A 13,776-nucleotide genomic window follows, 5' to 3' on the forward strand; every position below is an offset into this window, starting at 1 on the left:
GGCCCGGACGATTCGCAACAGGCCGTTCTGAGCGGTCTCTTTCTACAGCGGGCACTCCCCGGTCACCCCCCGGCGACCATTAGCAGGCCCACCTCTCCACGCCCGCCACGGGCGCTGCAGACGAACGTCGCGTATCCAACGCGCGCCGGCACTCCAGGACGAGTTCCCCGAATACGAGTATGGAAGACCGTACCGGCGCGCCTCCATTGACTCCGGGAGGCCCTCGGTGAACGCCTGGAAATTCGGACCCCTGGCCTGGCTCTGCCTGGCCGGTTTCTCCACCGCAACGCTCGCCAGTGTCCTCGATGATGGCTGGTTCGGTGCCAGCAGCCCCGAACAGCGCAGCCTGGCACCCAGCCAGCTGATCGAACGCACCGGCGGCCAGCGCCAGACACCGGAGCTCGACGCGCCGGCGGCGCGGCGCCTGCTGGATCTCAATCAGGCCGTGCAGATGGCCGTCAACCGCCACCCCTCCATCGCCGACGCCATCGCCACCCTGGCACAACAGGGCGACGGCATCGCCATGGCGCGCTCCGGCTATTACCCCCAGGTGAAAATGGGCCTGGGGCGTGGGGATACCACCCAGAACGGCACCAGCCAGACTGCCTCACTGTCGGTCTCGCAACTGCTCTACGACTTCGGCAAGGTCGCCGGCAGCGTCGATAGCGCCGAGGCACAATCGCGCCGGCAGCAGGCGCTGGTCCTCAAGCAGATCGACCTGATTTCCCGGCAGACCGCCGAGGCGACCATCGACCTGCACCGCTACCGCCTGCTCGGGCGCATCGCCGATGAGCAGGTGAGTGCCATGGAGCGTGTCTATGCCATGACTCAGGACCGCGCGGGAGCCGGCGTCACCAGCCGATCCGACCCGATCCAGGCACTGGCCCGGGTCGACGCGGCGCGTGCCAGCCAGTTGCAGATCCGCTCGCAGTACCACCAGGCGCAGGAGCGTCTGCGCACCCTGGTCGGTGGCCCGGTTTCCGGCGATATCGCCGCGCTCTCCGACGACCAGGCCGCCCGCGTCGACCTGGCGCGGCGCCTGGACACCAGCATCCTGCCCGATGTGCTGGCCGCCGAAGCCGAGCGCCAGACTGCCGAGGCGCAGTTGCGGGTCGCCAAGGCCGACCGCATGCCCACCGTGAGTATCGAGGCCGCCAGCACCAAGGCGCTGAGCGGCGACAACCCCAGTACCTATGAGCGTCACGGCAGCGACAACAGCATCAGCCTCAACTTCACCTCGACGCTTTACCAGGGCGGCGGCCTGCGTGCCCAGGTGCGCGCCGCCACCAATGCCCTGGAAGCGGCACGGCAACGCATCGAGGACGCACGCCTGTCGGCCAGCGACCAGATGCGCAATATGCGCGAACAGATCATCGGCAACCGCGCGCGCCTGGGAGTGCTCGGCAGCCGCAAGCGCAACCTCGACGAATCCCGCGAGCTGTACCGCGAGCAGTACAAGCTCGGCACCCGCTCGATTCTCGACCTGCTCAACACCGAGCAGGAGTACTACCAGGCACTCTCCGACGAGGAAATGGTGCGCCATGACCTCTGGCTGGGCCAGGTCGGCCTGGTCGACGCCCAGGGCCGTGGCCGTGAGTTCTATGGCCTGAACTACACCACCGTTCAAGGTATGGAGGTGCTGCCATGAGCCTCGCTCCGCAATCCGCTCGCTGGCTGGACGCGATGCTCGCCGTCGCCCGCCACTACGGCATCGGTGTCTCCGAAGAGGGCGCGCGTGTCGCCCTGGCCTGGGAGCAGGGCGCTTCCGCCGACCTGATGCTGCTGCACATGGCCAAGAGCCTGGGGCTCGCCCTGCGCTTCGGCAAACTCTCGGTCGAGCTGCTCGACGCCTGGCGCCTGCCACTGGTGGCAGAGTTCGACGACGGCAGCGTCTGCGTCGTGCAGACCATCGACGGCGAGGGCAACCTCGGCGTGCTGTTCAGTGGTGACAAGGGCCTGGAAACCCGCATCGGCGTCGACGAGTTCCGCCAACGGGTGCGCCGTGTGGCGATCCTCCGGCCGCAGGTGGCGGTGCCCGACGCGCGCGTCGACCAGTACATCCGCCCGTACCGGCGCAACTGGTTCTGGAGCATCGCCCTGCGCGACTGGAAGCGCTACGGCGACGTCATGCTCGCCTCGCTGGTGGCCAACGTCCTGGCCCTGGCCGGGGTGATCTTCTCCATGCAGGTCTACGACCGGGTGGTCCCGGCCAACTCCGAGGCAACCCTCTGGGTGCTGTTCGGCGGGGTGATGCTGGCGATCTTCTTCGAGTTCTGCCTGCGCGTCTCGCGCACCCATATCTCCGACACGGTCGGCAAGCGCGCCGACCTGCGCATCTCCGACGTGGTCTTCGGCCGCGCGCTGCGCCTGCGCAACTCGGCACGCTCGCGCTCCACCGGCACCTTCATCTCGCAGTTGCGCGAGATCGATCAGGTGCGCGACCTGTTCACCTCGACCACCGTCGGGGCACTGGCTGACCTGCCGTTCTTCCTGCTGTTCCTGGTGGTGCTGTGGATGGTCGGCGGCCCGCTGGTGTTCGTCGCCCTGGGCGCCGTTCCTTTGCTGGTGATTCCCGGCCTGCTGATCCAGAAGCCGCTGGAACGCCTGTCCAACGAAGGCATGCGCGAGTCGGCGCTGCGCAACGCAATGCTGGTGGAGGCGGTGCAGGGCATCGAGGACATCAAGCTGCTGCGGGCCGAGGCGCGCTTCCAGAACCAGTGGAACAACGTCAACGATGTGTCCGCCGGCATCAGCATGCGCCAGCGCTTCCTCACCAGCCTGCTGATGAGCTGGACCCAGGAAGTCCAGGGCATCGTCTATGCCCTGGTGCTGGCCCTGGGCAGCTACCTGGTGATGCAGGGCGACATGACCACCGGCGCCCTGGTGGCCTCGTCGATCCTCGCCTCGCGGATGATTTCGCCGCTGGCGCAGATGGCCTCGGTGTTCTCCCGCTGGCAGACCGCCAAGGTCGCGCGCAAGGGCCTGGACGAACTGATGAGCCGCCCGGTGGACCAGCCCGAACGTGCCCGCCGGGTTCACCGCGCGGCACTCAACGGCAATTACCAGCTCGACGGTGTGAGCTTCCGCTACGGCGACAACGACAAGCGCCCGGCGCTAATGGTGCCGCAGCTGCAGATCCGCGCCGGTGAGAAGATCGCCATCCTCGGCCGCATCGGCTCCGGCAAGTCGACCCTGCTCAACCTGCTCTCGGGCATGCACAGCCCGCAGGAAGGCCGCGTCTCGCTGGATGGCCTGGACCTGGCGATGATCGACACCGCCGACGTCCGCCGCGACATGGCCATGCTGCCGCAGAGCTCGAGGCTGTTCTACGGCACCATCCGCGAGAACATCCTGCTCGGCGCGCCGATGGCCAGCGACGCCATGGTCACCCAGGCGCTGTCCCTGTCCGGGGCGCTGTCCTTCGTGCAGGCGCTGCCCGATGGACTCGACGAGGTGATCCTCGAAGGCGGCCAGGGCCTGTCCGGCGGCCAGCGCCAGACCCTGCTGCTGGCCCGCACGCTGATCCGCAATCCGTCCATCGTGCTGCTCGACGAGCCGACCGCCAACTTCGACGAGATGACCGAGCGCCAGGTGATCGACGCCATGGGCCCGTGGATGGCACCGCGCACGCTGGTGGTCGCAACCCACCGCATGCCGGTCCTGAAATGGGTCGACCGGATCATCCTCGTCGACAACGGGCGGGTGGTGCTGGACGGTCCCAAAGACAAGGTTCTCAAGGAGCTGACCCAATGACCGATCTCAAGCTCCCGGTAGCCAGGGCGGACGTCCCGCCGGCTATCCCGCAGACCACGGTTTCCACTCCGCGTGCGCACCAGCGCGGCGCCCCGGCAGAACCGCCACTGCCGCGCTCCAGCCTGGTTGTGTGGCTGATCGCAGCCATGCTCGCCGCATTTGCCGTGTGGGCCAGCCTGTTCTCCCTGGACGAAGTCTCCACCGGCAGCGGGAAGGTGGTCCCATCCTCGCGCGAACAGGTCATCCAGTCCCTCGAGGGCGGCATCCTGGTCTCGCTCAACGTCCACGAGGGCGATCTGGTCGAGGCCGGCCAGGTCCTTGCCCAGCTCGACCGCACCCGCAGCGAGTCGGCGGTGGAAGAGAGCGCCTCGCGCATGCGCGCCGCCAAGGCCGAGGCCGCACGGCTATATGCCGAGGTCAATGGCACGCCGCTGAACTTCCCTGACGATGTCCAGGCATTCCCCGATCTGGTGAGCAGCGAGACGGCGCTCTATCACTCGCGCAAGGACAGCCTGGCGAAGAACCTGGCGGGCATCAATGACGCCCTTGGTCTGGTCCGTCGCGAGCTGGCGATGACCCAGCCGCTGGTGGCGCGTGGCGCCGCCAGCGATGTGGAAGTGCTGCGCCTGCGGCGCCAGGCCAACGAGCTGGAGCGCAAGGCCACCGAGCTGCAGACCCAGTACGTGGTCAAGGCCCGTGAGGACCTGGCCAGGGCCAATGCCGAGATCGAGGCACAAAGTTCGGTCACCCGTGGCCGCTCGGATGCCCTGCACCGCACCACCTTCACGTCGCCGGTGCGCGGCATCGTCAAGGACATCGCGGTCACCACGGTCGGCGGCGTCGTGCCGCAGGATGGCAAGCTGATGGAGATCGTGCCGGTCGATGAGAAGCTGCTGGTCGAGGCACATATCTCGCCGCGCGACGTCGCCTTCATCCGTCCCGGACTGGACGCCACGGTGAAGATCACCGCCTACGACTATTCGATCTACGGTGGCCTGCACGGCAAGGTCACGACCATCTCTCCGGATACCATCCAGGACGAGGTGAAGCGCGAGGTCTTCTATTACCGGGTATTCATCCGCACCGACGTCGATCACCTGACCAACAGGGACGGCAAGCGCTTCGACATCGTTCCGGGGATGATCGCCACGGTGGATATCCACACCGGTAACAAGACCATCCTCGACTACCTGTTGAAGCCGCTGAACAAGGCCCGCGAGGCACTGCGCGAGCGCTGAGTCTCCGGTGGCGTCAATCGGCCATCATTGATGGCCCGGAAGCCCCGCCAGCCAGGCGGGGTTTTTCTTTTCGGGCTGTCATCAGAAAGTCACCACAGCGTTCATACTCAAGAGGCATCGACGTCGGACGCGTCGATTGCGGAAGCAGTTTCCGCCATTCGCTTGTCACAGTCAGAAGGAGCGCGCTGCGGGCCGGAGAATCCCCGCCGCGACGCCCCCGGCAGTGACGGTCGAATGGACGGCCGCATCGATTTATCGGAAGGCCCGCGCCACGGCGCCCGGCTTCCATCGTCAAGGAATACAGCATGTCCCCAAGACCGGTAAACAATGCCTCGGTCAGCCCCAAGGGCAGCCTCGAAACCCTCTCCCAACGTGAAGTCCACCAGCTCAGCGAAGCGGGCTCTGGCAGCACCTACAAACTCTTCCGCCAATGTGCCCTGGCCATCCTCAACACCGGCACGCAGATCGATAACGCCAAGCACATCCTCGACGCCTACCGCGACTTCGAACTGGAAATCCACCAGCAGGACCGCGGCGTGCGCCTGGAACTGTTCAACGCGCCGGCCGACGCCTTCGTCGATGGCGAGATGATCGCCAGCACCCGCGAAATGCTCTTCAGCGCCCTGCGCGACATCGTCTACACCCAGAACGCCCTGAACAGCCGGCGTTTCGGCCTCGACAGCTCGGCCGGTATCACCGACTACGTCTTCCACCTGCTGCGCAACGCTCGCGCCCTGCACGCCGGCGTGGAGCCGAAGATCGTCGTGTGCTGGGGCGGCCACTCGATCAGCACCAACGAGTACAAGTACACCAAGAAGGTCGGCCACGAGCTGGGCCTGCGCAGCCTCGATGTGTGCACCGGCTGCGGTCCGGGCGTGATGAAGGGCCCGATGAAGGGCGCCACCATCGGCCACGCCAAGCAGCGCATCACCGACGGCCGCTATATCGGCCTGACCGAGCCGGGGATCATCGCCGCCGAGGCGCCGAATCCCATCGTCAACGAACTGGTGATCCTGCCGGACATCGAGAAGCGCCTGGAGGCCTTCGTCCGCGTCGGCCACGGCATCATCGTGTTCCCCGGCGGTGTCGGCACGGCGGAGGAGTTCCTCTACCTGCTGGGCATCCTCATGCACCCGGAGAACCAGGACATGCCGTTCCCTCTGGTGCTCACCGGCCCGCGCAGTGCGGCGGCCTACATCGAACAGCTGCATGCCTTCGTCGGTGCGACCCTGGGCGAGGCGGCGCAGAAGCGCTACCGCATCATCATCGACGACCCGGCGGAAGTAGCGCGCGAAATGAGTTCCGGGCTCAAGCAGGTCAAGCAGTTCCGCCGCGAGCGCAACGACGCCTACCATTTCAACTGGCTGCTGAAGATCGACGAGGGCTTCCAGCGCCCGTTCGAACCGACCCACGAGAACATGGCCGGCCTGGACCTGGGCCGCGACGTGCCGCCCCACGAGCTGGCGGCGAACCTGCGCCGGGCCTTCTCCGGCATCGTCGCCGGCAACGTGAAGGACCGCGGCATCCGCATGATCGAGGAGTTCGGCCCGTACGAGATCCACGGCGACGCGGCCATCATGGAACCGCTGGATGCGCTGCTGCAGGCCTTCGTCGAGCAGCACCGGATGAAGCTGCCGGGTGGAGCGGCTTACGAGCCGTGCTACCGGGTTGTGCAGCGAGCCGGCGTGGCGGCAGTATGACTTTGTAGGAGCGAGCTTGCTCGCGAACCGCACAGCATCGGAGTCGCCGGGAAGTGTTCGCGAGCAAGCTCGCTCCTACGAAGAGCGCAAAACAAAAAGCCCCGCCAGAATGCGGGGCTTTTTCATGTCGGTATAGCGTTCAGGACTTACATTCAGGAGAAGGCTTACAGATCGAAATCGTAGTCAGACAGTTGGCGCTGCAGGCGACGCTCTTCCAGGTAATTGTCGATGATGCGGCGCTTGGTCAGGTTGGTCTTGGCGACCTCTGCCGTGGCTTCTGCGCCGTCATCGCTGTCGTCAGTGCTGACATCGTCCTCGAGTTCGAGGTCTTCTTTGTCGTTTGCCATTCGGTGCACTCCACAACACGGGGTGTGTTGGCGCCCCTTATATCGACAAAGGCGTAAGCGGTAAAAAAGATTTTTTCAATCGGCCTGAAGGAATTTTCCCATAACGCTCAATCGTCCGAAGTCTTGTGCTTGTACTCGCACAGGTCCTCGATTCGGCAGCTGCCGCACTGTGGCTTGCGAGCCTTGCAGACGTAGCGCCCATGCAGGATCAGCCAGTGGTGCGCATCCAGCAGGTATTCCTTGGGCACGAACTTGAGCAGCTTGCGCTCCACCTCCAGCACATTGCGCCCCGGCGCGATATTGGTGCGGTTGGAGACGCGGAAGATGTGGGTGTCCACCGCCATCGCCGGCTGTCGGAAAGCCGTGTTGAGGACCACGTTGGCAGTCTTGCGGCCCACGCCCGGCAGCGCCTCGAGATCTTCGCGGTTTTCCGGCACCTGGCCGCCGTGCTTCTCGATGAGGATGCGGCAGGTCTCGATGGTGTTCTTCGCCTTGCTGTTGTACAGGCCGATGGTCTTGATGTACTCCGACAGGCCTTCCACACCGAGGGCATAGATCGCCTCCGGGGTATTGGCCACCGGGTAGAGCTTGGCGGTGGCCTTGTTCACCCCGACGTCGGTGGCCTGGGCGGAGAGCAGTACCGCGATGAGTAGCTCGAAGGGTGAGCTGTAGGCCAGTTCGGTTTCGGGGTTGGGGTTGTCTTCTTTCAGTCGGCGGAAAATCTCCGCGCGCTTGGCGGCATTCATTCGATCACTCCGGTCACGCGGACGCGTTGGCGCTCAGTTGCGGGTACGTCGCCCGCCTGCGCCTTGGCGCGGCCCGCCAGGCTTTCATCAATACGGTTCTTCAGTGCAATCAGCAGGCCCAGCACCAGGAAGGCGCCGGGCGGCAGTACGGCCAGCAGCAGGCCCTGGTAGCCGGGAATCTGCAGTTCCCAGTCGGCGGCGGCAGGGCCGAACAACAGGTCCATGCCGGCCAGCAGGGTGCCATGGCCGAGCAGTTCGCGCAGGGTGCCTATGGTCAGCAGGACCAGGGCGAAGCCCAGCCCCATCATCAGTCCGTCGAAGGCCGAGCGCGCCACGTTGTTGGTCGAGGCGAAGGACTGGGCACGGCCGAGGATCACGCAGTTGATGGTGATCAGTGGCACGAAGATGCCCAGCACCTCGTACAGCTCATAGCGCCACGCCTGCATCAGCAGCTCGGCGCAGGTGGTCAGGGTGGCAATGACCAGCAGGAAGGCCGGCAGGCGCACGGCCTCGCTGAGTGTGCCGCGGATCAGCGACACGATGACGCTGGAGCAGACCAGCACGAAGACCGTCGCCAGCCCCAGGCCGAGGGCATTGACCATGGAGCTGCTGGTGCCCAGCAGCGGACAGAGGCCGAGCAACTGCACCAGGCCGGGGTTGTTCTTCCAAAGGCCTTGCAGGGCGATTTCGCGGTAGCCGGGATTATTCATGCTGGACTCCCGAAGCAGCAGGGGCGAGCAGCTCGGCCTTGTGTGCATCGAAGTACTGCAGTGCCAGATGCGTGGCCTTGACCACCGCGCGCGGGGTGACGGTGGCGCCGGCAAACTGGTCGAACTGGCCGCCGTCCTTCTTCACCTTCCAGCCGGCGTCGGCCGGGTTGTTCAGCGAGCGGCCGTCGAAGCCGTGCAGCCAGTCGCTCTTGCCCAGTTCGATACGGTCGCCCTGGCCGGGTGTCTCGTGGTGTGCCACGACTCGCACACCGAGCAGCCGGCCTTGCGCGGTCACGCCCACCAGCAGCTGGATCGAGCCGCCGTAACCATCCCGCGCGATGGGCTGGAGGATCACTGCCGTGGTCTGGCCCTGCAGTCGGGCAATGTAGGCAGGTGCTGGCTCGTCGCGGCCCAGCAGTTTGGGATCGAAAGCGCCGACTTCGGTTTCCAGCGGATGATTGTCATAGCTGGCCTTGGGCAGCAGCTCCAGCACTGAACGGCCTCGAAACTCGCGCTGTGCGGTGTCGATGCGCTGGGCGGTGAATTGGTGAACGGTCGCCACCACGCCAGTGGCGATCAGCGCGACCAGGCCTAGCGCCAGGATGCTCTTGAGCAGCTCGCGGTTCATCGATCACCCGCCTTGAAGCCTCGTTCTGGCTTCTTGTGCCCATAGGTTCGCGGTCGAGTGAAGTAGTCGAGGGTCGGCGCGGCGAGGTTCATCAGCAGCACGGCGAAGGCCACGCCGTCCGGGTAGCCGCCCCAGGCGCGGATCACATAGGTGAGCACGCCGACGCCGATGCCGAACAGTAGCCGGCCGCGGTTGCTGGTGGCGCCGGAAACCGGGTCGGTGACGATGAAGAAGGCGCCGAGCATGGTCGCCCCGCTGAACAGGTGCAGCAGGGGCGAGCCGTGGGAATCGGAGCCACTACCGTTCCAGAACAGCAGGCTCATGACGAACAGCCCGCCGAGCATGCCTACCGGCGCGTGCCAGGTGAACAGCTTGCGCCAGAGCAGGAACAGCCCGCCGGCGAGGAAGGCCAGGTTGACCAGCTCCACGCCGCGCCCGCCGACGCTGCCGAAGGCAGGCGACTGCGCCAGCAGTTCTTCCATGGTCAGGCTGTGGTTGTTGCGCACCACGTCCAGTGCCGTGGCGCCAACCCAGGCGTCCGGGCCCTGGCTGGCGAAACCGGCTATCTGCCGCAGGCCTTCGCCGAACCCCAGCGCACTGTCCGGTGCCGGCCACTGACTCATCAGCTGCGGGAAGGACACCAGCACCACCGCGTAGCCGACCATCGCCGGGTTGAACGGGTTCTGCCCGAGGCCGCCATACAGGTGCTTGCCGAAGATCAGCGCGAACACCGTGGCGACTGCGCTCAACCACCAGGGCGAGTAGGGCGGCAGGGCGAGGGCGAGCAGAACGGCGGTGACCAGTGCGCTTCCGTCCTTAAGGAAAAACGTCACCGGGCGGTCGCGCAGCTTGAGCATCAGCGCTTCGGTGGAGAGAGCGAGCAGGCTGCACCAGAACAGATTGAACAGCGTGCCGACGCCATACAGGCCGATCAGCACCAACGCGCCTGGAGCGCAAGCGGCCAGCAGGGTCAGCATGACTCTCTGCGTGCGGTTCGTGCCGGTGGCGTGGGGCGAGCTGATGCGTGGCAGCTTCATCAAGGGGCCTCCCCACTGGCATCGGCAACGGCACGTTCCGCCGCGTGCAGGCGCTCGCGGGCCGTGGCCAGGGCCTGATCGTCGGCGTCTTCGCGTTCGAGCTTCTTCAGGTCGGCTCGGGCGTAGGCCAGTTCGGTCTTGGCGGCGCGCAGGGCATCGGTGATCGGGCGCTTGTCGGTTCGCACGAGGTCTGGCGGCGCTTTGCCGCTGGCGTCCTCGGCAGCGTGCAGGGCAGCTTCTGCGGCGCTGAGCGTCTGGCGGATCGCTTCCAGCGCTTCGGCGGAGGCACCTTCGCGCTCAGCGGCGCGCAGGGCATCGCGCTGGGTGATGTAGGCCAGCTTGGCCTGGCGCAGGGCTAGAACACCGTCGACAGGCTGCTCGGTTTTCGGGTCGGTCGGCATGGCGTTCCCCTGCAACGGGTTGAGTTGGCGCTCGATGCGTTCGACGTCTGCGCGCAAGGAGGCAAGGGTCGCGCGCTGCTCGTCGTTGGGTGATTCGCCGAAGGCTTTCTCGGACTTCTTCAGCTGCGCCCGGGCCATCGCAGCCTCGATCCTGGCTTTTTTCAGCGCCGCTTCGCCCGTGGCGGAAGCGGCAGTGGGGGCCGGCTCCGTGCTGGCACTTTGCATTTCGGCAGTCGCCAGCGCGGCTTTTGCCTCTTCGGCGGCGATGCGCAGTTCGGCGACCTGGGTGCGCAGCTGTTCGGTGTCGTGGGCGGTCAGTTGCTTTTCGGCTTTCTTCAGCGCGACCTGGGCCATGCTCGCCTCGATCTTCAGGCGCTTGAGCTGGTCGGGCGCATTGCCCACGGATTTCTCGGCCTTGACCCGCTCGATCACCGACTGCGCGGCTGGCGCGGAGGGCGTTTCGGCTTCGGGCTGGTCTTCCTGCACGCGTGCCGCACGCTCCTGGCGGGCCAGGCGGTCTGCGGAGCGTTGTTCTTCTTCCCGGCGCAGACGCTCCTGGCGGTGCTCGAAGCGCAGGCGCCATTGTTCGGCTTTCAGCTGGCGTTGTTCCAGCTCCCGGATATCGGCCTTGGACGCACGGTAATACTGCACCAGCGAAATGCTCGACGGACAGACGTAGGCGCAGGCGCCGCACTCGATGCAGTCGAACAGGTTGTGCGCAATCAGCTGGTCGTGGTCTTCGGCAAAGAAGTACAGCTGCTGGGGCAACAGGCTGGCAGGGCAGACCCTCGCGCAATCGCCGCAGCGGATGCAGGGCAACGCCTGCTCTGGCGCCGGCAGCTCTTCGCTCGTGGCGGCCAGCAGGCAGTTGGCGGTCTTGATCAGCGGCACGTCCAGCGACGGCAGGCTGTCGCCCATCAGCGGGCCGCCGAGGAGCAGGCGGTCCAGCTTGGCACGGTCAAGGCCGGCGAAGTCCAGCAGCTCGCCGACGGGCGTACCGATCAGCGCTTCGACGTTGCACGGGCGCGCCAGTGCGGCGCCGGTCAGGGTGGTGATGCGGGAGATCAGCGGCCGCCCGCGCAGCACGGCGTCGGCCACGGCGACGGCGGTGCCGACGTTCACGCAAAGCATGCCGATGTCCGCCGGCAGCCCGCCGGAGGGTACTTCGCGGCCGGTGAGAACCTGGATCAGCTGGCGCTCGCCGCCGGACGGATAGCGGGTCGGGATCGGTTGCAGGCGGATCGCTCGTTCGCCGATGGCGGCCTGCACGGCAGCGATGGCCTCGGGCTTGTCGTCCTCGATGCCTAGCAGTACCTGCTGTGGCTGGAGGATGTGCATCAGCACCTCGATGCCTTCCACCAGTTCGGCGGCGCGCTCGCGCATCAGCAGATCGTCGGCGCTGATGTACGGCTCGCACTCGGCACCGTTGATGATCAGCGTGTGCAGATCGTCCTGCGCGCGGGAGGCCAGCTTGGCGGCAGTGGGGAAGCCGGCGCCGCCGAGGCCGGCAATACCCGCCCGGCGAATGCGCTCCAGCAGGTCGACTGCGGAGAGGGACGCATACTCGGGCTCAGCCAGGAGCTCGCCCCATTCCTCCGCGCCGTCGCTGTCGATGACAATCGCGGGCGCCGACAGGCCGGAGCTGTGCGGATAGGGTTGCTCACTCAGCTCGACCACGGTGCCGGAAGTCGGTGCGTGCAGCGTGCTGCCGATGGCGCCGCCGGTCTCGGCGATCAGTTGGCCCTTGAGAACGCGCTGGCCGACAACGACGCAGGGCACGGCAGGCGCGCCGATGTGCTGTTGCAACGGCAGCACCAGGCGGCGTGGCAGTGTCGGCTGCTGGATTGGCAGGGCAGTGGATTGCTGCTTGTTGGCCGGCAGGCTCAGGCCACCGGGAAAGCTCCCGACCTGCGCGTTCATGCCGCCTGCTCCCGGTCGGTCCGGATCAGACGATCCTGCGGCAGCGGCCATTTCCAATCGGTGACGCGCACCGGGAGGTCGCGCATCTCGATGCAGTCCACCGGGCAGGGTTCCAGGCACAGGTCGCAGCCGGTGCATTCGTCGACTATCACTGTGTGCATCAGCTTGGCCGCGCCGACGATGGCGTCCACCGGGCAGGCGCGGATGCACTTGGTGCAGCCGATGCACTCGGCCTCGCGGATGTAGGCCACGCGTAGCGGTGTCGCTTCGGCGGCGTCCAGCGGTAGGGGGTCGACGTCCAGCAGCTCGGCGAGGGCGGCGATGGTCGCGGTACCGCCGGGCGGGCATTTGTTGATCGCGTCGCCTTCGGCGATGGCCTGGGCGTAGGGCTTGCAGCCGGCGTAGCCGCACTGGCCGCATTGAGTCTGCGGCAGCAGGTCGTTGATCTGCCTGGCGATGGGTTCACCCGCGACTTTCACTCGCGCCGAAACCTGGCGTAGAGCCACGGTGCCGGCGAGGCAAACAAAAAGGATCAGCAGCGCCGCGATCATGGCTTGAGCAGTCCGCTGAAGCCCATGAACGCCAGGGACATCAGCCCGGCGGTGATCATGCCGATGGCCGCGCCGCGGAACGGCTTGGGCACGTCGGCGATGGCGATGCGTTCGCGCAGGGCGGCGAAAAGCACCAGCACCAGGGTGAAGCCCAGCCCGGCGCCGAAGCCCTGGAAGGTGGATTGCAGGAAGCCGAATTCGGCCTTGCGGGCGTTGAGCAGCGCCACGCCCAGCACGATGCAGTTGGTGGTGATCAGCGGCAGGAAGATGCCCAGTGTGCGGGCCAGTAGCGGGCTGGTCTGCCTTACCAGCAGTTCGGTGAATTGCACCACCAGGGCGATCACCAGGATGAAGCCGATGGTGCGCAGGAACTCCACGTCCAGTGGTTGCAGCACGTAGCGCTGCAGGATGTAGCTCAACGCCGAGGCGAGGGTGAGCACGAAGGTGGTCGCCAGGGCCAGCGCCAGCGCGGTCTCGATCTTGCGCGACACGGCCATGAACGGACAGATGCCGAGGAACTGCACCAGCACGAAGTTATTGACCAGGATGGCGCTGACCAGGATCACGGCGAGTTCGGTCATGGCCGGGTACTCGCAGCCGGGCGCGAGGAGCGGTGGATCATGCTCGGAGGCCGATGGTCAGCGGGGTGATGGCGGCGAAGGGGCATAGGTCTGATACAGGAGGCGAAGTAGGTAATTGTACCTCCCCGAAATCAGTTGCGGTGCCAGGGGCGGAGGGAGGAATA

At 66.3% G+C, this 13,776-nt stretch carries 12 protein-coding genes; 4 read left to right on the forward strand and 8 right to left on the reverse strand.

Going from position 1 to position 13,776, the window contains the following annotated elements; all coding sequences use genetic code 11:
* The first annotated feature begins 226 nt into the window (after positions 1-226).
* From ACKI1H_RS12340 to ppnN, 4 genes are all read left to right on the forward strand, one after another.
* On the forward strand, positions 227-1,648 hold the full coding sequence (locus tag ACKI1H_RS12340) for a TolC family outer membrane protein (RefSeq protein ID WP_138520727.1): 1,422 nt from the start codon (positions 227-229) through the stop codon (positions 1,646-1,648).
* Positions 1,645-3,753 (forward strand): type I secretion system permease/ATPase, encoded by a 2,109-nt coding sequence (locus tag ACKI1H_RS12345; RefSeq protein ID WP_138520728.1) that lies wholly within the window; start codon positions 1,645-1,647, stop codon positions 3,751-3,753. Before ACKI1H_RS12340 ends, ACKI1H_RS12345 begins: the two co-directional genes overlap by 4 nt.
* Complete coding sequence (locus ACKI1H_RS12350) at positions 3,750-4,991, forward strand: HlyD family type I secretion periplasmic adaptor subunit (protein ID WP_246084819.1); 1,242 nt, start codon at positions 3,750-3,752, stop codon at positions 4,989-4,991. The genes ACKI1H_RS12345 and ACKI1H_RS12350 overlap by 4 nt, the downstream gene beginning before the upstream one ends.
* Before the next feature lie 305 nt (positions 4,992-5,296).
* Positions 5,297-6,691 carry a nucleotide 5'-monophosphate nucleosidase PpnN gene (ppnN, locus tag ACKI1H_RS12355; protein WP_280054383.1) on the forward strand — a complete coding sequence of 465 codons (1,395 nt, stop codon included), beginning with the start codon at positions 5,297-5,299 and terminating at the stop codon, positions 6,689-6,691.
* A 164-nt stretch (positions 6,692-6,855) separates the two neighbouring features.
* Here ppnN and ACKI1H_RS12360 read toward each other — a convergent pair whose 3' ends face one another.
* From ACKI1H_RS12360 to rsxA, 8 genes are all read right to left on the reverse strand, one after another.
* Positions 6,856-7,038, reverse strand: coding sequence for a PA3496 family putative envelope integrity protein (locus tag ACKI1H_RS12360; RefSeq protein WP_017521020.1), 183 nt, complete (start codon positions 7,036-7,038; stop codon positions 6,856-6,858).
* A 107-nt stretch (positions 7,039-7,145) separates the two neighbouring features.
* On the reverse strand, positions 7,146-7,784 hold the full coding sequence (gene nth, locus ACKI1H_RS12365; protein ID WP_037016056.1) for an endonuclease III: 639 nt from the start codon (positions 7,782-7,784) through the stop codon (positions 7,146-7,148).
* A complete protein-coding gene (locus ACKI1H_RS12370; RefSeq protein ID WP_440468482.1) occupies positions 7,781-8,494 on the reverse strand; it encodes an electron transport complex subunit E in 714 nt (237 codons plus the stop codon). Before ACKI1H_RS12370 ends, nth begins: the two co-directional genes overlap by 4 nt.
* Complete coding sequence (rsxG, locus tag ACKI1H_RS12375; protein ID WP_440468483.1) at positions 8,487-9,122, reverse strand: electron transport complex subunit RsxG; 636 nt, start codon at positions 9,120-9,122, stop codon at positions 8,487-8,489. Before rsxG ends, ACKI1H_RS12370 begins: the two co-directional genes overlap by 8 nt.
* Entirely contained in the window at positions 9,119-10,159 is a 1,041-nt protein-coding gene (locus ACKI1H_RS12380) for an RnfABCDGE type electron transport complex subunit D (RefSeq protein ID WP_440468484.1), read from the reverse strand. The genes rsxG and ACKI1H_RS12380 overlap by 4 nt, the downstream gene beginning before the upstream one ends.
* Positions 10,159-12,480 carry an electron transport complex subunit RsxC gene (gene rsxC, locus ACKI1H_RS12385; protein ID WP_440468485.1) on the reverse strand — a complete coding sequence of 774 codons (2,322 nt, stop codon included), beginning with the start codon at positions 12,478-12,480 and terminating at the stop codon, positions 10,159-10,161. Before rsxC ends, ACKI1H_RS12380 begins: the two co-directional genes overlap by 1 nt.
* Positions 12,477-13,031: an electron transport complex subunit RsxB gene (rsxB, locus tag ACKI1H_RS12390; protein WP_440468486.1), complete on the reverse strand. Its 555-nt coding sequence runs from the start codon at positions 13,029-13,031 to the stop codon at positions 12,477-12,479. Before rsxB ends, rsxC begins: the two co-directional genes overlap by 4 nt.
* Positions 13,028-13,612, reverse strand: a complete 585-nt coding sequence (gene rsxA, locus ACKI1H_RS12395; protein ID WP_138520735.1) for an electron transport complex subunit RsxA — start codon at positions 13,610-13,612, stop codon at positions 13,028-13,030. The genes rsxB and rsxA overlap by 4 nt, the downstream gene beginning before the upstream one ends.
* Positions 13,613-13,776: the final 164 nt, after the last annotated feature.

It is taken from the genome of Pseudomonas sp. YH-1 (genome assembly GCF_051990045.1).
Taxonomy (GTDB): Bacteria; Pseudomonadota; Gammaproteobacteria; order Pseudomonadales; family Pseudomonadaceae; genus Pseudomonas; species Pseudomonas nicosulfuronedens.